19 protein-coding genes and 1 tRNA gene are annotated in these 25055 nt (G+C 70.5%); 1 reads left to right on the top strand and 19 read right to left on the bottom strand.

The annotated features are described in order from the left end of the window. Positions 1 to 27: 27 nt before the first annotated feature. The 14 genes from glyA to C6N31_RS14760 all read right to left on the bottom strand — a co-directional run bounded on the left by glyA (position 28) and on the right by C6N31_RS14760 (position 15905). Positions 28 to 1329 (bottom strand): serine hydroxymethyltransferase, encoded by a 1302-nt coding sequence (glyA, locus tag C6N31_RS14825; RefSeq protein ID WP_138355969.1) that lies wholly within the window; start codon positions 1327 to 1329, stop codon positions 28 to 30. Positions 1330 to 1457: 128 nt separating this feature from the next. Beyond that, positions 1458 to 2096, bottom strand: coding sequence for an arsenate reductase/protein-tyrosine-phosphatase family protein (locus C6N31_RS14820; RefSeq protein WP_138355970.1), 639 nt, complete (start codon positions 2094 to 2096; stop codon positions 1458 to 1460). Beyond that, a complete protein-coding gene (locus C6N31_RS14815; protein WP_138355971.1) occupies positions 2093 to 2740 on the bottom strand; it encodes an L-threonylcarbamoyladenylate synthase in 648 nt (215 codons plus the stop codon). The genes C6N31_RS14820 and C6N31_RS14815 overlap by 4 nt, the downstream gene beginning before the upstream one ends. Before the next feature lie 58 nt (positions 2741 to 2798). Next, complete coding sequence (gene prmC, locus C6N31_RS14810) at positions 2799 to 3644, bottom strand: peptide chain release factor N(5)-glutamine methyltransferase (protein WP_138355972.1); 846 nt, start codon at positions 3642 to 3644, stop codon at positions 2799 to 2801. 56 nt (positions 3645 to 3700) lie between these two features. After that, a complete protein-coding gene (prfA, locus tag C6N31_RS14805) occupies positions 3701 to 4789 on the bottom strand; it encodes a peptide chain release factor 1 (protein WP_138355973.1) in 1089 nt (362 codons plus the stop codon). 108 nt (positions 4790 to 4897) lie between these two features. Beyond that, a complete protein-coding gene (gene rpmE, locus C6N31_RS14800; RefSeq protein ID WP_138355974.1) occupies positions 4898 to 5125 on the bottom strand; it encodes a 50S ribosomal protein L31 in 228 nt (75 codons plus the stop codon). A gap of 201 nt (positions 5126 to 5326) precedes the next feature. Continuing rightward, entirely contained in the window at positions 5327 to 6448 is a 1122-nt protein-coding gene (locus tag C6N31_RS14795) for an LCP family protein (RefSeq protein WP_198357673.1), read from the bottom strand. A 229-nt stretch (positions 6449 to 6677) separates the two neighbouring features. Then, positions 6678 to 8786: a transcription termination factor Rho gene (gene rho, locus C6N31_RS14790; protein WP_187145016.1), complete on the bottom strand. Its 2109-nt coding sequence runs from the start codon at positions 8784 to 8786 to the stop codon at positions 6678 to 6680. A gap of 373 nt (positions 8787 to 9159) precedes the next feature. Next, positions 9160 to 10083, bottom strand: a complete 924-nt coding sequence (gene thrB / locus C6N31_RS14785) for a homoserine kinase (protein ID WP_138355997.1) — start codon at positions 10081 to 10083, stop codon at positions 9160 to 9162. 312 nt (positions 10084 to 10395) lie between these two features. Further along, entirely contained in the window at positions 10396 to 11487 is a 1092-nt protein-coding gene (gene thrC, locus C6N31_RS14780) for a threonine synthase (RefSeq protein ID WP_232485219.1), read from the bottom strand. Positions 11488 to 11493: 6 nt separating this feature from the next. Next, a complete protein-coding gene (locus tag C6N31_RS14775; RefSeq protein WP_138355976.1) occupies positions 11494 to 12786 on the bottom strand; it encodes a homoserine dehydrogenase in 1293 nt (430 codons plus the stop codon). A gap of 112 nt (positions 12787 to 12898) precedes the next feature. After that, a complete protein-coding gene (gene lysA, locus C6N31_RS14770; RefSeq protein WP_138355977.1) occupies positions 12899 to 14290 on the bottom strand; it encodes a diaminopimelate decarboxylase in 1392 nt (463 codons plus the stop codon). Between the two features lie 14 nt (positions 14291 to 14304). Further along, positions 14305 to 15324 (bottom strand): ArgS-related anticodon-binding protein NrtL, encoded by a 1020-nt coding sequence (gene nrtL, locus C6N31_RS14765; protein WP_138355978.1) that lies wholly within the window; start codon positions 15322 to 15324, stop codon positions 14305 to 14307. Positions 15325 to 15437: 113 nt separating this feature from the next. Beyond that, positions 15438 to 15905, bottom strand: a complete 468-nt coding sequence (locus C6N31_RS14760) for a response regulator (protein WP_244809421.1) — start codon at positions 15903 to 15905, stop codon at positions 15438 to 15440. Between the two features lie 222 nt (positions 15906 to 16127). On the opposite strand from C6N31_RS14760, the gene C6N31_RS14755 reads away from it, so the two are divergent. Beyond that, positions 16128 to 16199 (top strand) — tRNA-Arg (locus C6N31_RS14755). 216 nt (positions 16200 to 16415) lie between these two features. Here the strand turns inward: C6N31_RS14755 and C6N31_RS14750 are convergent. From C6N31_RS14750 to C6N31_RS14730, 5 genes are all read right to left on the bottom strand, one after another. Further along, positions 16416 to 18098 carry a hypothetical protein gene (locus tag C6N31_RS14750; protein ID WP_198357672.1) on the bottom strand — a complete coding sequence of 561 codons (1683 nt, stop codon included), beginning with the start codon at positions 18096 to 18098 and terminating at the stop codon, positions 16416 to 16418. 85 nt (positions 18099 to 18183) lie between these two features. Continuing rightward, positions 18184 to 19629, bottom strand: coding sequence for an adenosylhomocysteinase (ahcY, locus tag C6N31_RS14745; protein WP_138355981.1), 1446 nt, complete (start codon positions 19627 to 19629; stop codon positions 18184 to 18186). After that, the gene (gene metF, locus C6N31_RS14740; RefSeq protein ID WP_381586206.1) at positions 19607 to 20554 is read right to left on the bottom strand and encodes a methylenetetrahydrofolate reductase [NAD(P)H]; all 948 of its coding nucleotides are present in this window, start codon (positions 20552 to 20554) and stop codon (positions 19607 to 19609) included. The genes ahcY and metF overlap by 23 nt, the downstream gene beginning before the upstream one ends. A gap of 17 nt (positions 20555 to 20571) precedes the next feature. Beyond that, positions 20572 to 24060, bottom strand: a complete 3489-nt coding sequence (metH, locus tag C6N31_RS14735) for a methionine synthase (protein WP_438817421.1) — start codon at positions 24058 to 24060, stop codon at positions 20572 to 20574. Beyond that, a complete protein-coding gene (locus C6N31_RS14730) occupies positions 24057 to 25049 on the bottom strand; it encodes a carbohydrate kinase family protein (RefSeq protein ID WP_138355983.1) in 993 nt (330 codons plus the stop codon). Before C6N31_RS14730 ends, metH begins: the two co-directional genes overlap by 4 nt. Positions 25050 to 25055 lie beyond the last annotated feature (6 nt).

Here is a 25055-nt window from a genome sequence, read left to right as displayed (position 1 = left end):
GCGGTTCCAGTGTCGCGGGACGGCCGGTCACGCCGGGTACGGCGGGAAGCCTCCGACGAACTGCGCGACCTCGGCGGCGAGCCCCTGCTCCTCGCGCAGCGCCCGGGCGATCAGGGGTGCGACCTGCGACATCTCCGGTTCCGCCATGCCCTGGGTGGTCACCGCGGCGGTACCGATCCGGATGCCGGACGCGATGTCGGACGGCTGCGGATCGTACGGCAGCGCGTACTTGTCGAGGACGATTCCGGCGGCGGCGCAGCGTCCTCGCGCCTGTACTCCGGTGACACCCAGCGGAGTGACATCGGCGGTGATCAGATGGGTGTCGGTACCGCCGGTGGTGATCGTCATCCCCTCGGCGGCGAGCGCGTCGGCCAGCAGCCGCGCGTTGGCGACGACCTGGTGGGCGTACGCGGCGAACGCCGGGGTCGCGGCCTCGGCGAAGGCCGCCGCCTTCGCGGCGATGGAGTGCAGATGCGGGCCGCCCTGCGAGAACGGGAAGACCGCCCGGTCGATGCGCTGGGCGAGATCGGCGCCGCACAGGATCAGCCCGCCGCGCGGTCCGCGCAGCACCTTGTGGGTGGTGGCGCACACCACGTCCGCGTACGGCACGGGGCTGGGCGCGGCACCGCCGGCGACCAGGCCCAGGGTGTGCGCGGCGTCCACGATCAGATACGCGTCGACCTCGTCGGCGATCTCCCGGAACGTCCGGTAGTCGATGTGCCGGGGGTACGCGATGGCGCCGCACACGATCGCCTTGGGACGGTGCTCCCGGGCCAGCGCCCGTACCTGGTCGTAGTCGATCAGTCCGCCGCCGTCCGGGGCACCGGGCGGCGTCACCCCGTAGCCGACGAAGCGGAACCAGCGGCCGGAGAAGTTCGCCTGCGAGCCGTGCGTGAGGTGGCCGCCGTGCGGCAGCGCCATCGCGAGCACCTTGTCACCGGGGACCAGCAGCGCCGCGTACGCGGCCAGGACGGCCGAGGACCCGGAGTACGGCTGCACGTTGGCGTGCGCGGCGCCGAACAGGCCGGTGGCACGCTCCACCGCCAGCCGCTCCGCCACGTCGACCAGTTCGCACCCGGAATGGTGACGGCGGGAGGGATAACCCTCGGCGTACTTGTTGGCGAGCGGCGAGCCGAGCGCGGCGAGGACGGCGGACGAGGTGAAGTTCTCCCCCGCGATCAACTGCAGCGTGGTGCTCTGCCGTTCCAGCTCGGCGAGCAGCACACCCGCCAGCTCCGGGTCCTGCCGACGCAGCGCGTCGAAGTCCGGTTGCCACGTCTGGGCGGCGGGCCGCAGCGGGGTGGGTGAAGTCGTTTCGGCGACCGGCATGGCTGGACTCCCGCAGGAGGGTCGGGTTACTGCACCCAACTGTAGGGGCGCCGCCGCCGCGGCGCCCGGCGAGCGGAGCATCACGTGCCGGATCCGGCCGCGCCCGGCCTGCCGGGGGGCTCGGGGCCCTACCGGGGGGTCGGGGTACGGATTCCGGTCAGCGCGGTGACGACCGGGTCGAGGGAGCTGTGGATCTCCTCGCCGATGCTGCGGAAGAACCCGATCGGGGCGCCGTAGGGGTCGTAGACCTCGTCGGCCTCGGCGCTCGGGGCCAGCAGCCAGCCGCGCAGCGCGGCGGCGGCACGGACCAGCGCGCGGGCACGGTCGGACACACTGCCCTCGGGGAGGGTCGCGGGATCTATCGCCCGCACCAGCCGGGTGAACTCCTTCAGCGTGAAGGTGCGCAGCCCCGCCGCGTGCCCCATCGAGATGACCTGCGCGCGGTGGTCGCGGGTCGCGGTCAGCACCAGGTCGGCGTCGATGACGTGGTCGTCGAGCAGCTCACGGCCGATGAACCCGGACGCGTCGGCGCCGTACTCGGTGAGGACGGCGGCGGCGTGCGCCTCCATGGGCGCGCCTTCGTGCCCCCAGGTGCCGGCGGACTCGACGAGGATCCCGTCGGCACCGTCACCGAGGCGCAGCGTCAGCTCATGGCGGGTCAGCCGCTCGGCGATCGGCGAGCGGCAGACATTGCCGGTGCAGACGTGGAGGATGCGGAAGCGGTCATCGCGCTGACCCGGTATGCCACGCCTTTCGGGCGCGGTCAATTGCGCTCCTCCAGGTCGGGTACGACCTCTCGGAGCTGGTCGGCGCTGATCGCGCCGGCCCGCAGCAGCACCGGGATCTTGCCGGTCACGTCGACGATGGACGACGGGACGGTGGCGGGCGTCGGCCCGGCGTCCAGGTACACCGCGACGGAGTCGCCGAGCATCTCCTGGGCGGCGTCGCAGTCCTCGGGGGAACGGTGGCCGGTCAGATTGGCGCTGGACACCGCGAGCGGGCCGGTGGCGGTCAGCAGTTCGATCGCGACGGGGTGCAGCGGCATCCGGACCGCGACGGTGCCGCGGGTGTCGCCGAGGTCCCAGTTCAGGGACGGCTGGTGCTTGGCGACGAGGGTGAGCGCGCCGGGCCAGAAGGCGTCGACGAGCTCCCAAGCCTGCTCGGAGAAGTCCGTGACCAGGCCGTGCAGCGTGTTCGGGGAGCCGACCAGCACCGGGGAGGGCATGTTGCGGCCCCGGCCCTTGGCCTCCAGCAGATCGCCGACGGCCTGTGCGTCGAACGCGTCCGCGCCGATGCCGTACAGGGTGTCGGTGGGCAGCACGACGAGCTCACCACGCTTGATGGCGGACGTCGCTTCGCGCAGTCCGGCGGCGCGGTCGGTCGCGTCCGAGCAGTCGTAACGCCGTGCCATTAGCTGACCTCCAGGCTGTGCGCCGCTGCGGCGCCGTGCGTGCAGTTGACCCGCGTCATCATGGCGTCGCCTTGCGGGCCGTGGTGAAGCGGGGCCGGTTGTTCAGGTCGGGGTGGTCGGCGGCGTCGGCCCAGCCGGCGTCCTCCTTGAAGATCCACGGAACCTGACCGCCCTGGGAGTCCGCGTGCTCGATCACGACGACGCCGCCCGGCCGCAGCAGCCGGTGCGCCGTGCGCTCGATGCCGCGGATGGTGTCGAGGCCGTCCTCACCCGAGAAGAGGGCAAGTTCGGGGTCGTGGTCACGCGCTTCGGGCTGTACGTACTCCCACTCGGTGAGCGGGATGTACGGCGGATTGCTGATGACGAGGTCCACCTGGCCGTTGAGCTCGGGGAACGCGCTGAGCGCGTCGCCGTGCTCCAGCTGGACCTTGCTTCCTTCGATGTTCTTGCGGGCCCATTCCAGGGCCTTCTCCGACAGCTCCACGGCGTGCACGCGCGACCGCGGCACCTCCTGGGCCAGGGCCAGCGCGATGGCGCCGGAGCCGGTGCACAGGTCGACGATCAGCGGCTCGGCCACGTCCATGGCCCGTACGGCGTCTATCGCCCAGCCGACGACCGACTCCGTCTCGGGGCGGGGGACGAAGACGCCCGGCCCGACCTGGAGCTCCAGATACCGGAAGAAGGCGCGCCCGGTGATGTGCTGGAGCGGTTCGCGGGCCTCGCGGCGGGCGACCGCCTCCCAGTAACGGGCGTCGAATTCGGAGTCGGCGACCGAGTGCAGCTCGCCGCGCTTGACGCCGTGCACGTACGCGGCCAGTTCCTCCGCGTCGAAACGCGGGGACGGCACGCCGGCGTCGGCCAGCCGCTGGGCGGCCTGCGCCACCTCGGCGAGCAGCACGTTCACTGATTGCCCTCCTGTTAGCTCGCGCTGTGGCTGGTCAGCCGGCGCTTCGGCTGGTGTCAGCCGGCGTCGCCGGCCGCGGCCAGCTTGGCGGCGGAGTCGGCATCGACACACGCCTGGATCATCGCGTCGAGGTCCCCGTCGAGGACCTGGTCCAAGTTGTACGCCTTGAAGCCGACGCGGTGGTCCGAGATGCGGTTCTCGGGGTAGTTGTACGTCCGGATCCGCTCGGAGCGGTCCACCGTGCGGACCTGGCTGCGGCGCGCGTCGGAGGCCTCCTGGTCGGCTTCCTCCTGCGCGGCGGCGAGCAGCCTGGAACGCAGGATACGCATCGCCGACTCCTTGTTCTGGAGCTGGCTCTTCTCGTTCTGGCAGGAGACGACCAGACCGGACGGCAGGTGCGTGATGCGCACCGCGGAGTCGGTGGTGTTGACGGACTGGCCGCCGGGGCCCGACGAGCGGTACACGTCGATGCGCAGATCGTTCGGGCCGATCTCGACCTCGACCTCCTCGGCCTCGGGCGTGACGAGCACGCCGGCCGCGGAGGTGTGGATCCGGCCCTGCGACTCGGTGGCGGGCACCCGCTGCACGCGGTGCACGCCGCCCTCGTACTTCAGCCGGGCCCAGACGCCCTGGCCGGGCTCGGTGGCACCGTTGCCGCCCTTGGTCTTCACCGCGACCTGGACGTCCTTGTAGCCGCCGAGGTCGGACTCGTTCGCCTCGATGATCTCGGTCTTCCAGCCGACGCGCTCGGCGTACCGCAGATACATCCGCAGCAGGTCGCCGGCGAACAGCGCGGACTCCTCGCCGCCCTCTCCGGCCTTGACCTCGAGGATGACGTCCTTCTCGTCGTGCGGGTCGCGCGGTACGAGCAGCAGCCGCAGTTTCTCGGTCAGCTCGGCGCGCTGCTTGTCCAGCAGCTTGAGCTCGGCCGCGAAGTCCGGATCGTCCTGGGCGAACTCACGGGCGGTCTCGATGTCCTCGCCGGTCAGCTTCCAGGAGCGGTAGGTGCCGATGATCGGCGTCAGTTCGGCGTAGCGCTTGTTGAGCTTGCGGGCATTGGCCTGATCCGCGTGCACCGCGGGATCGGCGAGCCGCTTCTCGAGGTCGGCGTGCTCGCCGATCAGTTCCTCGACTGCCTCGAACATTGCTGTGCCTCTCCTGAACAACCCTGGACTGCTATCGGTACCGGACGACAAAGCGCCGGTCCGGTCCCCCGAGGTGTCGGGAGACCGAGAACCGGCGCTTTCGGGTCGCTACTTCTGGGCGGACCCGGCGGCCTTCTTGCCGAAGCGGGCCTCGAAGCGGGCCACGCGGCCACCGGTGTCGAGGATCTTCTGCTTGCCCGTGTAGAACGGGTGGCACGCGGAGCAGACGTCGGCGCGAATCACGCCGCTCTTCTCGGTGCTGCGGGTCGTGAACGACGCGCCACAGGTGCAGGTGACCTGGGTCTCGACGTACTCGGGGTGGATTTCGCGCTTCAAGGGACGCTCCTAGGTTCGGGAGGGCGCCGGGTCGTGGAGCGGGTTTGCGTCACGTGAACCGGGGCCAGCGGTCCAGTCTGCCAGCACCGGCCGCATCTCCCAAAACGAGAGGCGGCCGGATTTCATTCCCGACGGCCCCGCACGGTCCGGAAAAGGCCCGGAACCGGTGCGGGAACCCGTTCGAGGGGTTCGGGAACGGCTTCAGGAACCGGTTCCGACGACGCCCTTGGCATCGGTCTCGTCGGCGGCGGAGCCCTTGGTGGCGGCGGCCGGTATCGGCAGGTCCGCCTTGAGCGCCTGCCAGACCAGGGCGGCCTGCGAGTCCATCGGCTCGACGCGGTTCGCGTCGCTCTTGGCGTACTGGACCGGCAGCGTCACCATGTTGATGTTCTCGGACTTCAGGCCCTTGAGGCTCCCCGCCAGGCTCTTCAGACCACTGATGGAGGCCAGGTCCGAGTCCGTGGTGATGGCCTTCGTGGCCTTGTCCGCGACCTTGTAGAGCCGCGTGGGGCTCGACAGCAGGCCCAGGCCGTTCACCCGGTCCATGAGCGCCTTCATGAACGCCTGCTGCAGCTGTATGCGGCCCAGGTCGCTGCCGTCGGCCACCGCGTGCCGGGTGCGGACCAGGCCGAGCGACTGCTCGCCGTTGAGCGTGTGGGTGCCGGCCGCGAGGTCCAGGTGGCTGGACGTGTCGTGGATCGCCTTGCTCGTGGTGACGGGGACCCCGCCCAGGGCGTCGATCAGGCCCTTGAAGCCGGTGAAGTCGACCTCGATGTAGTGGTCCATGCGGATCCCGGTCATGGACTCGACGGTCTTGACCGCGCACGCGGGGCCACCGACCGAGTACGACTCGTTGAACATCACCTTGTTCACCTCGGGCGAGGTGCCGCCGCCGGTCCTGGCGCACTCCGGGCGGGTGATCAGGGTGTCGCGCGGGATGCTCACCACGCTGGCCGTCTTGTGGCCCTCGTAGAGGTGCACGATCATCGCGGTGTCGGAGCGGGCGCTGCCCTCGTCCGTGCCGTACTTGTCGTTCGCGCCGGCGCGGGAGTCGGAACCGAGGACGAGTATGTCCTCCGAGCCGTTGTCGACCTGCTCCGGCCGGTCGTCACCGAGCGCCTGGTTGATGTTGACGCCCTTGATGTTGCCGTTGAGCTTGAAGTACAGGTAACCGGCGCCCGCACCGCCCACGACGACCAGTCCCGCCACGGCCCAGACGGCTATTCGCAGCAGGCGGCGGCGCGGGGCCGTCCGCCGGCGGCGGCCGGAGGCGTGCTGGGAGCCGCCGTTCGTCCCCCGCGTATCGCTCGTGTCGTCCGCCATGGCCTCAGTCCTCGTCCGTCGTCGGTGTGCTGCTACCCCCAGCTGTGTCGCTCAGGCGTGGCTTGTCTTGTATGTCAGACGGCGAACCGCCCGACGCGGTTCCTGGCGAGTGTGCACGCCGCACATAAGAACGGGCTCCCAGGGACCCCTTCCGGGGAGCCTGAGAGCCCGTTCCGAGCCTCCTGAGGCCCTTCTGTGACATACGTCTCGGAAGGGTCCCGAGCCCGGGTCAGTCGTTGCTGTTGCCCGGGGTCGTCTTGGCGATCTGCATCAGGAACTCGGCGTTCGACTTCGTCTGCTTCATCTTGTCCAGCAGCAGCTCGATCGCCTGCTGCGAGTCGAGCGCGTGCAGCACCCGGCGGAGCTTCCAGACGATCGCGAGCTCGTCGCGGTCGAGCAGGATCTCTTCCTTACGGGTACCGGACGGGTCGACGTCCACCGCGGGGAAGATGCGCTTGTCGGCGAGCTTGCGGTCGAGCTTGAGCTCCATGTTGCCGGTGCCCTTGAACTCCTCGAAGATCACCTCGTCCATGCGCGAGCCGGTCTCGACCAGCGCGGTGGCCAGGATGGTCAGCGAGCCGCCGTCCTCGATGTTGCGCGCCGCACCGAAGAAGCGCTTCGGCGGGTAGAGCGCGGTCGAGTCGACACCACCGGACAGGATGCGGCCGGAGGCCGGCGCCGCGAGGTTGTACGCGCGGCCCAGACGGGTGATCGAGTCCAGCAGGACGACCACGTCGTGACCCAGCTCGACGAGACGCTTGGCGCGCTCGATGGCCAGCTCGGCGACGGTGGTGTGGTCCTCGGCGGGACGGTCGAAGGTCGAGGAGATGACCTCGCCCTTCACCGACCGCTGCATGTCGGTGACCTCTTCCGGACGCTCGTCGACCAGGACGACCATCAGGTGGCACTCGGGGTTGTTCACGGTGATCGCGTTGGCGATCGCCTGCATGATCATGGTCTTACCGGTCTTCGGCGGGGCCACGATCAGACCACGCTGGCCCTTGCCGATCGGCGCGACCAGGTCGATGATCCGGGTCGTCAGCACACCCGGGTCGGTCTCCAGGCGGAGCCGGTCCTGCGGGTACAGCGGGGTCAGCTTCTGGAACTCCGGACGGCCGCGGCCGGAGTCCGCCGCCATGCCGTTCGCCGAGTCCAGCCGGACCAGCGCGTTGAACTTCTCGCGGCGCTCGCCGTCCTTGGGCTGGCGGACGGCGCCGGTGACGTGATCACCCTTGCGCAGACCGTTCTTGCGGACCTGGGCGAGCGAGACGTACACGTCGTTCGGACCCGGCAGGTAGCCGGACGTCCTGATGAACGCGTAGTTGTCGAGAATGTCCAGGATGCCCGCGACGGGGATCAGGACGTCGTCGTCGTTGACCGTCGGCTCGTTGCCGAACTGCTGCTGCTCATCGCGGCGGTTGCTGCCCCGCCCGCGGCGGTCGCGGTAACGGCCCCGACGGCGGCCGCGGCCGTCACCGAACTCGTCGTCGTCCTGCGCGTTCTGACCCTGGCTCTGGTCACGGCCCTGACCCTGGCCGCCCTGGCCCTGGTCGCGGCCCTGGCCCTGGTCGCGGCCCTGGCCCTGGTTCTGGCCGCCCTGGCTCTGGCCCTGCGGGCTCTGGCCCTGGCCGCCGCCCTGGTTGCCGCGGTTCTGGCGGTTGCCGCCCTCCGCGCCGCCGCCCGCGGCGGCCGCGCCGTTCTCGTCGCCACGGTTGTTGCGGCGCTCGCGCTGCCGCTCCTGCCGCTCGCGGCGGTCGTTCTGCCGGTCGCCGCGCTGGCCGCGCTGGCGGTCCTGGCGCTCCTCGCCGGCCGCGGTCCTGCCGTCGGCGGCGGGCTTGCCCTCGGCACCGTCAACTGCGGCCTCGGCGCGCTCGCCGGCCCGCTCGTTCCTGGCAGCCTTGGGCTGCTCACCGGCGGGCTGGCCGGGAATTTCGATCTGCTTCGCCTCGGACGGCGCGGCGGCGGCCGGAGCCGCGACAGCGGGCTCGGAGCTCTCCACCGTGCGGGCCCGGGAGGTCGCCCGGCGCTTCGGCTTCTCGGCAACGGGCTCGGCGGTCGCCGTCCCGGCTACCGCGGCGGCCTTGGGAGCGCTGGTGGCCGCACCCTTGCCGGCCTGCGTCTCCTTGATCGTCTCGATCAGCTGGCTCTTGCGCATCCGCGCGGTGCCCTTGATACCGAGACCGGAGGCAAGCTGCTGCAGCTCTGCCAGGACCATGCCGTCGAGGCCGGTCCCCGACCGGCGGCGCTTGGGGGCAGCACCGGTGGCAGGCGCGGCAGCGGCGTCCGGAGCGGGCGCGGCGTCTGCACGCACGCCCATCAGATCGGTGGTGTCGCTCACGAAGGGTCCTTCCCTGGAGCGGACGTCGGCCTGTCTGGCTCGGCGACCGGTTGTGCTGTCCGGATCTGGGCGTTTCCGCTGCTCAGAGCCGGGGCGATGGTCCGCCTGATGGCGGCAGAAATACCTACATGGTTCCGGCGCGAAGGTTCAAGGAGATAATTCGCGCCGACTCCGGAGCGTGCTCGACACTGCTTAGGCAGGATGCTCAGGCAGTGTGGGAGGCTCCCGGAAGAGTGGCGGTCCCCAGAAGGGACACAGATCACTTCTGCGTGCACTTCGGCACCATTCGTATGCATGGGCCGTCGAGTGCAGGCTTGACATTAACACTACCGGATCCAACAAACATTCCCCCTCTCTCCAACCGGCAATCGTGTCACTGCCCCACTGCCAGGGGCAGTACACAGGCCCCTGCCGCGTCGAGGGCCAGACGGTTCGCCGCCCACCCCTCGCCCGCGAGCCGGGAGACTTTGTCCGCGGCGCCTTCCTCGGTGAGCGCGAGGACCGTGGGCCCCGCTCCCGAGATGACTGAAGGGACGCCGTCGGCACGCAGCCGGTTCACCAGAGCCACACTTTCGGGCATGGCGGGAGCACGGTAGTCCTGGTGCAGCCGGTCCTCGGTGGCGGGCAGCAATAGCTCGGGACGGCGGGTGAGCGCCTCCACCAGCAGCGCCGCGCGGCCCGCGTTCACCGCGGCGTCCACATGCGGGACGGTGCGCGGCAGGAGGCCGCGGGCGACCTCGGTCAGTACCGGCTTGGACGGTACGAACACCACCGGGACGACGGAGGCCGCCGGATCCATCCGGATCGCGCGGGCGGCACCGGACTCGGTCCAGGCGAGGGTGAAGCCGCCGAGCAGACAGGCGGCGACGTTGTCGGGGTGGCCCTCGATCTCGGTGGCCAGTTCCAGCAGCGCGGCGTCGTCGAGACGCTCGGGGCCGCCTATCGTCACGGCGCGGGCGGCCATGATCCCGGCGCAGATCGCGGCGGACGAGGAGCCCAGGCCGCGGCCGTGCGGGATGCGGTTGGCGCAGACCACCTCGAGGCCGCGCGGCTGTCCGCCGAGCAGATCGAAGGCGGTCCGCATCGAGCGCACGACCAAGTGCTTCTCGTCGCGGGCCAGATTCTCGGCGCCCTCGCCGGCGATGTCGACATGCAGCCCGGAGTCGGCGACCCGGACCACGACATCGTCGTACAGGCCCAGCGCCAGGCCGAAGGCGTCAAAGCCGGGCCCGAGGTTGGCGCTGGTCGCGGGGACGCGCACTCGGACCGCGGCGGCGCGGAACGCGGGACCGGCCATCGTTCGACGATTCTCCTTGTGCTGGTGCTTGTTCTGGTGCAGGTGGTGCTCGTTGCGCTGGTGCCTGTTGTGCAGGTGCTTGTTCCGGTGCGAAGGGCGGTTCTGCCCCGGAATGCCAGCCATCGGCGGTGTACGGCGGGGCTGCGGTGTGCGGCAGGAGCGGCAATGCCTGTGGCATGAGCCGGATCGGCGCACTGCGGCGCCGCTGGGGTCAGCCTATCGAAGGAAGGTTCTGCTGCGACATAGGGCGCACGAACAGCGCGTGATGCGTGTCGCGAGCTTCTTCGTGCGCCCCTTCGCCACGGCGCCGCGTCAGACCAGCCCGAGCTTCTCGGCCGCGGCGTCGGCGTCGACCGCCACGGTGACCGGCTGGGGCGCTCCGGCGACCGCCCAGTCCGGGTCCTTGAGGCCGTTGCCGGTCACGGTGCAGACGATCCGCTGACCCGGGTCGACCTTGCCTTCTTCGAGCGCCTTGAGCAGACCCGCGACGGAAGCGGCCGAGGCGGGCTCCACGAAGACGCCCTCCTTGGCGGCCAACAGTCGGTACGCGGAGAGGATCTGACGGTCGGTCACCGCTTCGATCAGACCGCCGGACTCGTCCCGCGCCTCCTCGGCGAACTGCCAGGAGGCGGGGTTGCCGATCCGGATCGCGGTCGCGATGGTCTGCGGGCTGCGCACCGGAGCGCCGTTGACGATCGGAGCGGAACCGGACGCCTGGAAGCCCCACATGCGCGGCTTGCGGGTGGAGATGCCGTCGGCCGCGTACTCGCGGTAGCCGCGCCAGTACGCCGTGATGTTGCCCGCGTTGCCCACCGGAAGCAGGTGAATGTCGGGCGCGTCGCCGAGCGCGTCAACGATCTCGAACGCCGCTGTCTTCTGGCCCTCGATACGTACCGGGTTGACCGAATTGACCAGCGCCACCGGGTACTTCTCCGACAGTCCGCGGGCCAGGTCCAGGCAGTCGTCGAAGTTGCCGTCGACCTGCAGGATCTTCGCGCCGTGGATCAGCGCCTGGCCCATCTTGCCGAGTGCGATCTTGCCCTGCGGCACCAGGACCGCGCAGACCATTCCGGCGCGCACCGCGTAGGCGGCCGCCGAGGCGGAGGTGTTGCCGGTGGAGGCGCAGATGACGGCCTTGGCACCCTCCTCCTTGGCCCGGGTGATCGCCATGGTCATCCCGCGGTCCTTGAAGGAGCCGGTGGGGTTGGCGCCCTCGACCTTGAGGAACACGTCGCAGCCGGTCAGCTCGGAGAGCAGCTGGGCGGGAACGAGCGGAGTGCCACCCTCCAGGAGCGTGACGACCGGGGAGTCCGCCGAGACCGGCAGCCGGCTGCGGTACTCCTCGATGATGCCGCGCCACTGGTGGGTGCCGGACATTCGGGGGTGGTCGGTGACAGCGTTCATAGTGGGTTACTCCCCTTCCACGCGCATGATGCTGGCGACACCGCGCACGGTGTCGAGCTTCCGCAGTGCTCCGACGGTCGCCGACAGGGCGGCGTCGGGCGCACGGTGAGTGACGACGACGAGGGACGCTTCGCCGTCCTTGCCCTGCTGGCGGACCGTGTCGATCGACACGTCGTGTTCCGCGAAAACGGTGGCGACCTGGGCGAGAACACCCGGTTTGTCCGCCACGTCAAGGCTGATGTGGTAGCGGGTGACCACATCGCCCATCGGGCTCACCGGCAGTTGCGTGTACGCGGACTCGCCGGCGCCTGTGGTGCCTGCCAGTTTGTTGCGGCAGGCGGCCACGAGGTCGCCGAGTACGGCGGAGGCGGTGGGTGCGCCGCCCGCGCCGGGACCGTAGAACATGAGCTGACCCGCGGCCTCCGCCTCGACGAAGACCGCGTTGTACGCCTCACGGACGCTCGCCAGCGGGTGGCTGAGCGGGATCATCGCCGGGTGGACCCGGGCGGTGACGGACCTGCCGTCGACGCTGCGCTCGCAGATGGCCAGCAGCTTGACGGTGCAGCCCATCCGCTTGGCGGACGCGATATCGGCGGCGGTGACCTCGGTGAGGCCCTCGCGATACACATCGTCCATGGTCACGCGGGTGTGGAAGGCGATCCCGGCCAGGATCGCGGCCTTGGCGGCGGCGTCGAAGCCCTCCACGTCGGCGGTCGGGTCGGCCTCGGCGTAGCCGAGTGCGGTGGCCTCGTCGAGCGCCTCGGAGTAGCCGGCGCCGCTGGAGTCCATCTTGTCGAGGATGAAGTTCGTCGTGCCGTTGACGATGCCCATCACCCGGTTGATCTTGTCGCCGGCCAGCGACTCGCGCAGCGGGCGGATCAGCGGGATGGCACCGGCCACGGCGGCCTCGTAGTAGAGGTCGACCTTGTGCGCGGCGGCGGCGGCGTGCAGCGTCGCGCCGTCCGCGGCGAGCAGCGCCTTGTTGGCGCTGACCACGGACGCGCCGTGCTCGAAGGCGGTGGTGATGAGGGTGCGGACCGGTTCGATGCCGCCGATCACCTCGATGACGACGTCGATGTCGCCCCGTTTGACCAGGGCGGTGGCGTCGGTGGTGAGCAGCTCGGCGGGCACTCCGGCGCGCACCCGGTTGGGGCGCCGCACCGCGATGCCGGCCAGCTCGACCGGGGCTCCGATCCGCGCGGCGAGATCGGCGCCCTGCGTCGTCATGATGCGCGTCACCTCTGAGCCGACCACACCACAGCCCAGCAGCGCCACCTTCAGCGGACGCGTACGCATCATCCGACCTCGTTTCTCACAGCTCTCGGGGTGGGACCAGTCTCACGCACCGGACGCGAGAATCCATCCCGTGTCCGGTGTGTGAGATCAGCCCCGCTATTTTTGAGATTTCACGTCAGCCGACGTCAAGACGCAGGAGATCGTCCTCCGTCTCCCGTCGCACGATCACCCGCGCCCCGCCATCATTCACGGCCACCACGGGCGGCCGCAGAGCATGGTTGTAATTGCTCGCCATGGAACGGCAGTACGCCCCGGTCGCCGGAACCGCGAGCAGATCGCCGGGCGCGAGGTCGGCGGGCAGGAACGCGTCCTTGACGACGATGTCGCCGGACTCGCAGTGCTTGCCGACGACCCGCGCGAGCATCGGCTCGGCCGTGGACGTCCTGGACACCAGGGAGACGCTGTACTCGGCGTCGTACAGCGCGGTGCGGATGTTGTCGGACATCCCGCCGTCCACGCTCACATACGTCCGCAGACCCTCCAGCGGCTTCACGGTGCCCACCTCGTACAGCGTGAACGCCGTCGGGCCGACGATCGCCCGGCCCGGCTCCACGGACAGCCGCGGCACGCCCAGCCGGTTCGCCTCGCACTCACGGGTGACGATCTCCCGCAGCGCCCTGGCGATGTCGTGCGGCTCGGCCGGGTCGTCCTCCGAGGTGTAGGCGATGCCGAGGCCGCCGCCCAGGTCGATCTCGGGCAGCTCCACACCGTGCTCGTCACGGACCTCGGCGAGCAGCGACACCACGCGGCGCGCGGCGACCTCGAAGCCGGCCATGTCGAAGATCTGCGATCCGATGTGCGAGTGGATGCCGACCAGGTCCAGCGCGTCGAGCTTCAGGACCCGGCGCACCGCCTCGGCCGCCTGCCCGCCGGCGAGCGCCAGCCCGAACTTCTGGTCCTCGTGCGCCGTCGCGATGAACTCGTGCGTGTGCGCCTCGACACCGACGGTCACCCGGATCTGCACCCGCTGGCGCTTTCCGAGCCGCTCGGCGACGTGCGCGACCCGGACGATCTCCTGGAACGAGTCCAGGACGATCCGCCCGACACCCACCTCGATGGCGCGCTCGATCTCCTCCAGCGACTTGTTGTTGCCGTGCAGCGCGATGCGGTCGGCCGGCATCCCCGCCGACAGCGCCACCGCCAGCTCGCCGCCGGAACACACGTCGAGGTTGAGCCCCTCCTCGAACAGCCACTTCACGACCGCCCGCGACAGGAACGCCTTCCCCGCGTAGAACACGTCCGCGCCCTCGCCGAACGCGTCGCGCCAGGCGTGGCAGCGGGCCCGGAAGTCCTCCTCGTCGAGGAAGTAGGCGGGCGTGCCGAACTCCTCGGCGAGATCGCGCACGTCCAGGCCGCCGACCTCGGCCGCACCGTCCGTGTTGCGGGTGACCGTACGGGCCCACACGCGCGGATCGAGGACGTTCAGGTCGGCGGGGGGCGCGGTGTAATGCCCCTCGGGCATGACGTCGGCGTAGCGGGGCCCGGCGGGGTGGGCGGATCTACTCACGGGGCTCTGTCTCCTCAGAGGTGTTCTGGCGCGCTGATGCCGAGCAGGTCCAGGCCGCCTGCCAGCACCGTGCCGGTCGCTTCGGCGAGCGACAGCCGGACACGGTGGGCGGCCAAGGGTTTCTCGTCGCCGCGCGGCAGCGGCGGGCACTCGTCGTGGAAGCGGAGGAAAGCGTCGGCGAGCCGTTCCAGATGGCGGGCGACCCGATCGGGGGCGCGGTGCCGGGCAGCGGTCTCTACGACACGGGGGTAGTCGGCGATCAGGCCGAGGAGGTCCGTCTCCGCGGGATGGTGAAACGTACCGTCCGAAGCGTCTGAGGAGGGTTCGATGCCCAGATCGTGGGCGTTGCGGAGCAGTGCCCGGCTGCGGGCGTGCGCGTAACGGACCCGGAAGAGCGGATTGCCGGAGCGCTGAGAGAGCAGGACGGCGGGATCCAGGGACGGTGTGTCGTCGGCCGGGGGGCGCAGTAGCGCCCAGCGGGCGGCGTCGGGGCCGAGGAGCTCGCAGAGCTGGGCGGCGGTGGCGCCGGCGGGACGGACGGAGACGGGTTCGGGGGGTGCGGGTTCGGTGGGGCCTTCAGCCCCGGTATTGGCACCGCAGGAACGCAGCAGCCGCTCCAGCGCCTCGGCGGTGACCGCCGCGCGGGGCTCGCCGTCATGGACGGGTGTCACGTTCGTGCCGGCGAGGGAGTCGCCGTGGCCGTAGGCCGCGCCCCGCTCCAGCACCTTGCGCACCACGTCCCCGTAGGCCGCCGCGTCGAGCGTGATGTTCAGGAAGCCGGGGCCCGCGATCACCACCTGAGCGATACCGGGTTCCGTCGCCAGCCGCTTGCGCAGCACCTCCGCGACCTCCCGCGGGGGGCACCCCGCGGCGCCCGCGAGCTGCAGCGCGACATTCGTCGCGTAGTCGCCGCACCCGGGCCGGGGTGGACGCTGCACGCTGATCCGGTCCGGCACCGTCACCCGCAGCTCATCGGCCGCGACGGCGCGGCGAACCGTGCTCAGAACAGCACGGGAGAGCTCAGCGGGGGTCACACGGAAAGGGTAGGCGAGGAGGGGGGTGCCCATGCGACCGGGTTTCGCCGCCCTCCACTCTTTCGCGAGCGGTGAAGGCGCCGGACGGGGCGGGCGTCACCCCACCCGCAACGTCAGCCGCAACCGGTACCGGGGGCCGCGGCCGCCTGGCCCTCGGTGGGCGCGCCGGCGGACGATTCACCACCGGGAGCGCCGGGGGCGCCCGGTGCGCCATGGGCCAGCCGCCGCACCATGTTCACCAGATCGGAGGGCTCGAACGGCTTCCCCAGGAACGCGTCCACCCCGGCCGCCACGCCGCGCTCGACCTCGAGCTGGGTGCACGCGCTGACGATCGCGATCCGTATGTCCCGTGTCCGCGCGTCGGACCGCAGCCGGGCCGCCGTACGCAGTCCGTCCAGCCGCGGCATCACCACATCGAGCGTGATCACATCGGGCTGCACCCGGTGGACGATGTCCAGGCATTCGGCACCATCAGCCGCGGTCACGACCTCGAAGCCCTCCAGCTCGAGATTGACCCTGATCAGCTGCCGGATGACCTTGTTGTCGTCGACCACAAGGACCCGGCCGGACACGCCCGGCACATCTCGAAGAGTAGGCGGGGCCATCGCGATCCGTCCGCGTTTTGCCCACTTCTTCCCCGTGAGAGGGAGCTTTCCGAACCCGCCCCCGCCCACCGCACCCCATGCGCTAAAGCCCTCCCCTACGACCCCCACCCCCTTCGGGCCAACACCCCAAAACCCTGTACCCAGGCACCATGCACAAGCTGGTAGGGTTTCACCCGTCACCGCTACTGCGGACGACACGCCCCCGTAGCTCAGGGGATAGAGCATCGGCCTCCGGAGCCGGGTGCGCAGGTTCGAATCCTGCCGGGGGCACTTCGCAAGAAGTGTCCGAGGACCCCGTAACCAGCGGAAACGCTGGGGACGGGGTCTTCGCGTATCCCCAGCCGTATCCCGCCGAACGCCCTTCCGGGCAGACCTGTGTCGCCAGCGGGCGAGCTGTCGTTGCGTCATGCGGGCGGCGCCAGGAGGCGGATAGCGATCGGCATTCCGGATGTCCGGCGGGAGCCGTCGGGGCCTGGGTGTTCATGGTCAGGGCGTCGGAGTGAGGCGGGGGCCGCAGGGGTGGGTGGGGGTGGTGGCGCGGAGGTGGGTGGAGCGGGGGATGGCGGGGAGGGTGGTGTGTTGGAGGGCCGTGAGGCGGGTGGGGTCGGGGACGGCGGCGCGGCGGATCCAGTCGCCGGTGTCCGTCCGGGTGGAGAGCGGCACGTAGCCGTGGGCGGTGAGGGCTGCGGGGGTGAGGCCGGAGATGGCCGGCCAGGGGTGGTGGACGTGGATGAACGTGGGGCGCACGGTGTCGAAGACGTAGCTGCGCAGGCGGCTCGTGTCGTTCGCCGCGTAGGCGTCCGCGATGGCCGGGTCGGTGAGGCCCGCGAGGTCGGTGATGCGGAGCCGGCTGGTCAGGAGGGTGCCGCCGAGGTCGGGGAGCAGGAGGCCGGCGTCGGGTGGCAGGGCGAGCCGGTCTGCGTAGGTGTTGAACAACCGTCCGTAGCGGTCGGCGACGTAGCACATCGACAGCGTCGGGTCGGCCTGGAACTCCGCCGCGCGGGGCCGCTGTCCGGCCAGTGACAGGACGGATCCGACGAGGAGCGCCGACGCCAGGACCGCGCGTCCGCGCGGCCGTTCACGGTCCCATACGGTGACGGCGGCCAGCGCGCCGGCGAAGGCCGCGAGCGTCCATACCGGGGTCGCGAAGCGGTAGAGGGCCATCCAGTCGCGCTGCAGCGTCCCGTAGGCGGTCAGGGCAAGGGCGAGCGGGACGAGCACGGCGAGCAGCGCTCGGCGGCCCGGACCCGGGCGGGCGAGTGCGGCGGCCGTGCAGCCCAGCGCGGCGAGGACCAGGGTCCAGCCCGCGAAGGAGAGCAGCTCGGTGGTGCGGGCGAGGCCGGCCAGGTCCGGTGCCCGCTGGGCCTTCGCGACCGCGGTGTTGGGGACCCAGCGGCCGAACTCCGCATGCCTCCAGAGCAGATGAGTCGCGTAAGGGAGAGCGATGGTCGCTGTCGACAAAGCGATCGCACGAGCCATGCGCCGCCGGCGCGCGAGCAGCAGCGTCGTCAGGGGGTACGCGGCCGCGTAGATGATGCCGTCCGGGCGGGTGAGCGCGGCGAGCAGCGCGAGGAGGCCGGCCACGACGGCGGTGCCCGGCCGCAGCAGGGCGTCGCGGGCGACGGACCGGGCCAGCAGGGCCGCGAGGGTCGTGACGGCGAGGCCGTACAGCGGGTTCTCCAGTCCGGAGAACAGCCAGACCACCAGCGAGACGTTCCCGGCCATCGCCGCACCGGCGAGCAGCGTCACGGTCCACCCCCGCCCCGGCAGCACCGCCCGCGCCGCGAACGAAACCGCGGCCAGCATGCCGATCACGCACAGCAGCGCCAGCGCTTTGGGGAACCACACGAGGTCCGAGACCCCGAACAGCGCCCCGTGGTCGAACAGCCGCAGCCGCCGCCCGGCCACCAGCAGCGCCAGCCACGCCGGGTTGGAGTACCCCTCCACCGGCGGGGCACCGGCCTGCTGGGCCGGGCCGTACCCCTCGTCGATGCTGCGCGCGTAGGCGTACGTGATGGCCGCGTCGTCGACGATCCACTGCCCGAGCCGCAGCGCCTGCACCCCGACGAGGACGGCGCCCGCCAGGACCGCGGCCGGATCGGCGAGCGACCTCACGAGAGGGACGAGGAGGTTGAAGCGCGGCAGCCAGGACTGCGAGGTTCCGTTCACATGGAGATGAACCCCGCAGCGCCCGTCACGTCACGCCCTCCACCCACCGGTACCGGGTGGATCAGTGGCGATATCAGGAGTGGTGTCAGTAGCGGTAGTGGTCCGCCTTGTACGGGCCTTCGACCGGGACGCCGAGGTAGGCGGCCTGCTCCGGGCGCAGGGCGGTGAGCTTCACCCCGAGGGCGTCGAGGTGGAGGCGGGCGACCTTCTCGTCCAGGTGCTTGGGGAGCACATAGACACCGATGGGGTAATCGGCGGTCTTGGTGAAGAGTTCGATCTGGGCGATCGTCTGGTTGGCGAAGGAGTTCGACATCACGAAGGACGGGTGGCCGGTCGCGTTGCCGAGGTTCATCAGGCGGCCCTCGGACAGCACGATGATGGTGTGCCCGTCGGGGAACTTCCAGGTGTGGACCTGGGGCTTGACCTCGTCCTTGACGATGCCGGGGACCTTGGCGAGGCCCGCCATGTCGATCTCGTTGTCGAAGTGGCCGATGTTGCTGACGATGGCCTGGTGCTTCATCTTCGCCATGTCGGCGGCCATGATGATGTCCTTGTTGCCGGTCGTCGTCACGAAGATGTCACCCTCGGAGACGACCTCCTCCAGGGTCGTGACCTGGTAACCGTCCATCGCCGCCTGCAGTGCGCAGATCGGGTCGATCTCGGTGACGATCACCCGGGCGCCCTGGCCGCGCAGCGACTCCGCACAGCCCTTGCCGACGTCGCCGTAGCCGAGGACGACGGCGACCTTGCCGCCGATCAGCACGTCCGTGGCACGGTTGAGGCCGTCGATGAGCGAGTGGCGGCAGCCGTACTTGTTGTCGAACTTCGACTTGGTGACGGAGTCGTTGACGTTGATCGCGGGGAAGAGCAGGCCGCCGTCGCGCCGCATCTCGTAGAGCCGGTGGACGCCGGTCGTGGTCTCCTCGGTGACGCCCTTGATGAGGGCCGCCGTGGTGGTCCACTTGCCGGGGCTCTCCGCCTGGGTGCGGCGCAGCAGGTCGAGGATGTAGCCGTACTCCTCGGAGTCGCCCTCGGCGGAGTCCGGGACCGCGCCGGCCTTCTCGAACTCGACGCCCTTGTGGATCAGCAGCGTGACGTCGCCGCCGTCGTCCAGGATCATGTTCAGGCCGCCGTCGGGCCAGGTGACGGCCTGCTCGGCACACCACCAGTACTCCTCCATCGTCTCGCCCTTCCAGGCGAAGACGGAGGTGCCCTGCGGGTCCTCGGGCGTGCCGGTCGGGCCGACCGCGACCGCCGCCGCCGCGTGGTCCTGGGTGGAGAAGATGTTGCACGACGCCCAGCGGACCTCCGCACCCAGCGCGACCAGGGTCTCGATGAGGACGGCGGTCTGGATCGTCATGTGCAGCGAGCCGGTGATCCGCGCGCCGGCCAGCGGCTTGGACGCCGCGTACTCGGCGCGGATCGACATCAGACCGGGCATCTCGTGCTCGGCCATGATGATCTCCTTGCGGCCGTAAGCGGCGAGGGAGAGGTCCGCGACCTTGAAATCAGCGGCGGTGAGGGACGGCATCTGCGCTCCTTGTGTTCTGGTGGATCTCAAGCGTCGCGGTGGACCGGTTGAGGGTGATGTAGTGCAGGCCGGGGGCACCGGCGTCGAGCAGGCGCTGGGCCAGCCGCGTCGCGTGGTCCACCCCGATCCGGTGGGCGGTCGCCGGGGCGTCCTGCGCCGCCGCCAGCTGCTCGGCCAGCGCCGGCGGGAAGGTCGCGTCGCTCAGCTCCGCGAAGCGCCGGATCTGCCGGACGTCGGTGGCGGGCATGATCTCCGGGATGATCGGGGTGTCGCATCCCGCGGCGGCCACCCGGTCGCGCAGCCGCAGGTAGTCGTCCGCGTCGAAGAACATCTGGGTGATGGCGTAGTCGGCGCCCGCCCGGCACTTGTCGACGAAGTGCCGGATGTCGTCGTCCCAGTTCAGGGAGCGGGGGTGGCGTTCGGGGAAGGCCGCCACGCCGATGCTGAAGTCGCCGATGGAACGGACGAGTTCGACGAGGTCCGCCGCGTGGTCCAGGCCTCCGGGATGCCGCTGCCACGGGCCGCGCGGGTCGCCCGGCGGGTCGCCGCGCAGGACGAGGACGTCGCGGATCCCGGCGTCCGCGTACCGGCCGACGATCTGCCGCAGCTCCGCCACCGTGTGGCCGACCGCGGTCAGATGGGCGACCGGGCGCAGCGTCGTCTCGGTGGCGATCCGCCGGGTGACGTCCACGGTCCGGTCGCGCGAGGAGCCGCCGGCGCCGTAGGTGACGGACACGAAGGTGGGACCGACGGCCTCGATACGGCGGACCGCGTCCCACAGGACGCGCTCGCCCGCGTCCGTCTTCGGAGGGAAGAACTCGAACGAGAACGTGCGCTGCCCGGCGGCGAGGACATCGCGCAGGTTGTTACTGGTCGTCGGCGCATTCACAACGGGGGTCATAGCGGTGGTCAATGCGGTGGTCATAGCGGGGACGGTCCTCCTCACGCCTTGTAGTAGCTGGCTTCCGGGTGGTGGATGACGATCGCGTCGGTGGACTGCTCCGGGTGCAGCTGGAACTCCTCGGACAGGACGACGCCGATACGTTCCGGCTTGAGAAGGTCCATGATCTTGGCGCGGTCCTCCAGGTCCGGGCAGGCCGGGTAGCCGAGCGAGTAGCGGCAGCCCTGGTACTCGGTGCGGAACATCGCGTCCAGGTTGTCCGGGTCGGCGCCCGCGATCCCCAGTTCGGTGCGGATCCGGGCGTGCCAGTACTCGGCCAGCGCCTCGGTCAACTGGACGGAGAGACCGTGCAGTTCGAGATAGTCGCGGTAGGCGTTGGCGGCGAACAGCTCGTTCGCCACCTCGGAGACCCTGTTCCCCATGGTCACGACGGTGAGCGCGATGACATCGGGCTCACCGCTGCCCTCGGGGCGGAAGAAGTCCGACAGGCAGAGGTGCCGGTCGCGGTGCTGGCGGGGGAACGTGAAGCGGTGGCTCTCGCCGCCGGTCTTCTCGTCCAGGATGATCAGGTCGTCGCCCTTGGACACGCAGGGGAAGTAGCCGTAGACCACGGCCGCCTCCAGCATGTTCTCGGTGTGCAGCCGGTCCAGCCACATCCGCAGCCGCGGCCGGCCCTCCGTCTCGACCAGCTCCTCGTACGAAGGCCCGCCGCCACGGCCGGACTTCAGGCCCCACTGGCCCATGAACGTGGCCCGCTCGTCCAGCCAGGAGGAGTACTCCGCGAGCGGAATGCCCTTCACAATCCGCGTCCCCAGGAACGGCGCCTTCGGGACGGGGTTGTCGGCGGCCACGTCGGAGCGGGCGGGCAGCGGTTCCGGGGCCACCGGGCCGCGTGCGGGACGGTCCACGGCGGCGACGCGGCGCTGCTTGAGCGGCGGGAGGGTGGCGCCGGGGACGCCGCGCTTGACGGCGATCAGCGCGTCCATCAGCCGCAGGCCTTCGAACGCGTCCCGCGCGTAGCGGACCTCGCCCTCGTAGATCTCGTGCAGGTCCTGCTCGACATAGGCGCGGGTCAATGCTGCGCCACCCAGAATGACGGGGTAGTCGGCGGCCATCTTGCGCTGGTTGAGCTCCTGCAGGTTCTCCTTCATGATCACGGTGGATTTCACCAGGAGACCCGACATCCCGATCACATCGGCCTTGTGCTCGGTCGCCGCGTCCAGGATCGCCGCCACCGGCTGCTTGATGCCGAGGTTCACGACGTTGTAGCCGTTGTTGGACAGGATGATGTCGACCAGGTTCTTGCCGATGTCATGGACGTCGCCACGGACCGTGGCCAGCACGATGGTGCCCTTGCCGTCGGCGTCGGACTTCTCCATGTGCGGTTCGAGGTAGGCGACCGCGGTCTTCATGACCTCCGCGGACTGCAGCACGAACGGCAGCTGCATCTGACCCGAACCGAACAGCTCACCGACGACCTTCATACCCTCCAACAACGTGTCATTGACGATCCGCAGAGCCGACTGAACGGTCAGCGCCTCATCGAGATCCTGCTCCAGACCGTTCTTCTCCCCGTCGATGATCCGCCGCTGCAACCGCTCGTCCAGCGGCAGCGCAGCCAGTTCCTCCGCACGGCCGGCCTTGACGGACTTCATGTCGACGCCCTCGAACGCCGCCAGGAAAGCCTGCAACGGGTCATAACCCTCACGACGCCGGTCATGGACCAGATCCAGCGCGATCTCCCGCTGCTCCTCAGGAATGCGGGCGCTCGGCACGATCTTGCTGGCGTGCACGATCGCGGAGTCCAGGCCGGCGTCCACACACTCGTTCAGGAAGACCGAGTTCAGCACGACACGGGCGGCCGGATTCAGGCCGAAGGAGATGTTCGACAGACCCAGCGTCGTCTGCACCATCGGATGGCGGCGCTTCAGCTCACGGATCGCCTCGATCGTCGAGATCCCGTCCTTGCGGGACTCCTCCTGACCGGTCGCGATCGTGAAGGTCAGACAGTCGACGAGGATGTCCGATTCAAGGATGCCCCAGTTGGTGGTCAGGTCCTCGATGAGCCGCTCCGCGATGGCGACCTTGTGCTCCGGGGTGCGGGCCTGGCCCTCCTCGTCGATCGTCAGCGCGATCAGCGCGGCACCATGTTCGGCCGCCAGCGCCGTGATCTGCGCGAACCGGGACTCGGGACCGTCACCGTCCTCGTAGTTCACGGAGTTGATGACCGCCCGACCACCCAGCTTCTCCAACCCCGCCCGCAGCACCGGGACCTCGGTGGAGTCCAGCACGATCGGCAGCGTCGACGCCGTCGCGAAACGGCCCGCGACCTCGGCCATGTCCGCGACCCCGTCACGCCCGACGTAGTCCACGCACAGGTCCAGCAGGTGCGCGCCCTCGCGGATCTGGTCGCGGGCCATCTCGACGCAGTCGTCCCAGCGCCCTTCGAGCATGGCCTCACGGAACTTCTTCGACCCGTTGGCGTTCGTCCGCTCACCGATGGCGAGGTACGAGGTGTCCTGCCGGAACGGGACGGTCTGGTAGAGCGAGGCGGCGCCCGGCTCGGGGCGCGGGCTGCGCTGCACGACATCCAGGCCCCGCACCCGCTCCACGACCTGGCGCAGGTGCTCGGGGGTGGTGCCGCAGCAGCCGCCGACCAGCGACAACCCGTACTCGCCCACGAACGTCTCGTGCGCGTCCGCCAGTTCCTCCGGCGACAGCGGGTAGTGCGCACCGTCCTTGCCCAGCACCGGCAGGCCGGCGTTCGGCATGCAGGAGACGGCGATACGGGCGTGCCGGGCAAGATACCGCAGGTGCTCGCTCATCTCGGCGGGGCCGGTGGCGCAGTTCAGCCCGATCATGTCGATGCCGAGCGGCTCCAGCGCCGTCAGCGCCGCGCCGATCTCGGAGCCGAGCAGCATCGTGCCCGTCGTCTCCACCGTGACCTGGCAGATCAGCGGCAGGTGGATGCCCGCGGAGCTCATCGCCCGCCGGGCGCCGACGATGGCGGCCTTGGTCTGGAGCAGGTCCTGGGTGGTCTCCACCAGGATCGCGTCCGCGCCGCCCTCGATGAGGCCGGCGACGTTCTCCTCGTAGCCGTCCCGCAGCAGTGCGTAGGGGGCGTGGCCGAGGGTCGGGAGCTTGGTGCCCGGCCCGACGGAGCCGAGCACCCAGCGCGGCCGGTCGGGCGTGGCGAAGCCGTCCGCCACCTCGCGGGCCAACCGGGCACCGGAGACCGAGAGTTCATGAATGCGGCCGGGGATGTCGTACTCCCCCAGTGCCGCCAGGTTCGCCCCGAAGGTGTTGGTCTCGACGCAGTCGACACCCGCCGCGAAGTACTCCTCGTGCACCGACCGGACGATGTCCGGCCGGGTGACGTTCAGAACCTCGTTGCACCCCTCCAGGTTCTCGAAGTCGTCCATCGACGGGTCCTGCGCCTGGAGCATCGTGCCCATGGCGCCGTCGCCCACCACCACCCGCGACGCGAACGCGTCCCGCAGCAGCCGCACCCTCTCCTGGCTCACGCTCACAGGGACCTCGCCAGGTAGGACAGCCGCGGTTCGAGCTCGGTGGCGGACTCGGTGCCGTAGCCGGTCCGCAGCCGGGTGAGGAGGTCGGTGCGGTCCAGGTGGTACTCCTGGGTGCCGACCGATTCGAGGACGACGGTGGCCAGGGCGCAGCCCAGTTCGGCCGAGCGCCGGAGGGTGAGATCCCAGGTGACGCCGGCCAGGAACCCGGCGCGGAAGGCGTCGCCGACCCCGGTGGGTTCGGTGGCGCCGGTGGTCGGGGCGGCCGGTACGAGGAGCGGTGCCTCGCCCGCGCGCTCGATGCGGACACCCTTGGCGCCGAGCGTGGTGATCCAGGTGCCGACGTGCTGGAGCACCTGGTCGGCGCTCCAGCCGGTGCGTTCCTGGAGGAGCGCCGCCTCGTACTCGTTGCTGAAGAGGAAGCGTGGGCCATCGAGGAGCAGCCGTACCGGCTCCCCGTCCAGCCGGGCGAGTTGCTGCGAAGGATCGGCCGCGAAGGGAATGCCCAGCTCACGGCATTCTGCGGTGTGCCGGAGCATCGCCTCGGGGTCGTTGGGCGCGACGACGACCAGGTCGAGGGCGCCGGCGCGTTCCGTGACGGGGGCGAGGGCGATCCGGCGGGCCTCGGCCATGGCGCCCGCGTAGAACGTGGCGATCTGGTTCTGCACCGAGTCGGTGGTGCAGACGAAGCGGGCCGTCTGGTGCTCGTGGGAGACCTGGACGGAGTCGGTGTCGACGCCGTGCTGCTTGAGCCAGACCTGGTAGTCGGCGAAGTCCGGGCCGACCGCGCCGACCAGCACCGGGGCGAGGCCGAGCTGCCCCATGCCGAAGGCGATGTTGGCCGCCACCCCTCCCCGCCGGACCTCCAGGGTGTCGGCGAGGAAGGACAGGGACACGTTCTGGAGCTGGTCGGCGACCAGGTGGTCGGTGAACCGACCGGGGAAGACCATCAGATGGTCGGTTGCGATGGATCCTGTGATGGCGGTGCGCATCTCAGT

Source organism: Streptomyces fildesensis, from assembly GCF_016107395.1.
GTDB classification, from domain to species: domain Bacteria; phylum Actinomycetota; class Actinomycetes; order Streptomycetales; family Streptomycetaceae; genus Actinacidiphila; species Actinacidiphila fildesensis.
This window is presented reverse-complemented; position numbering and strand designations above follow the sequence as displayed.

Bases quoted from the DNA above. Each gene is read 5' to 3' on its own strand.
- ahcY (WP_138355981.1), bottom strand. From the start codon at position 19,629: ATGCCGTCCCTCACCGCCGCTGATTTCAAGGTCGCGGACCTCTCCCTC.
- C6N31_RS14730 (WP_138355983.1), bottom strand. From the start codon at position 25,049: ATGCGCACCGCCATCACAGGATCCATCGCAACCGACCATCTGATGGTC.
- prfA (WP_138355973.1), bottom strand. From the start codon at position 4,789: ATGTTCGAGGCAGTCGAGGAACTGATCGGCGAGCACGCCGACCTCGAG.
- C6N31_RS14815 (WP_138355971.1), bottom strand. From the start codon at position 2,740: ATGGCACGGCGTTACGACTGCTCGGACGCGACCGACCGCGCCGCCGGA.
- glyA (WP_138355969.1), bottom strand. From the start codon at position 1,329: ATGCCGGTCGCCGAAACGACTTCACCCACCCCGCTGCGGCCCGCCGCC.
- C6N31_RS14775 (WP_138355976.1), bottom strand. From the start codon at position 12,786: ATGATGCGTACGCGTCCGCTGAAGGTGGCGCTGCTGGGCTGTGGTGTG.
- thrC (WP_232485219.1), bottom strand. From the start codon at position 11,487: ATGAACGCTGTCACCGACCACCCCCGAATGTCCGGCACCCACCAGTGG.
- metF (WP_381586206.1), bottom strand. From the start codon at position 20,554: ATGACCACCGCATTGACCACCGCTATGACCCCCGTTGTGAATGCGCCG.
- thrB (WP_138355997.1), bottom strand. From the start codon at position 10,083: ATGGCCGGTCCCGCGTTCCGCGCCGCCGCGGTCCGAGTGCGCGTCCCC.
- C6N31_RS14795 (WP_198357673.1), bottom strand. From the start codon at position 6,448: ATGGCGGACGACACGAGCGATACGCGGGGGACGAACGGCGGCTCCCAG.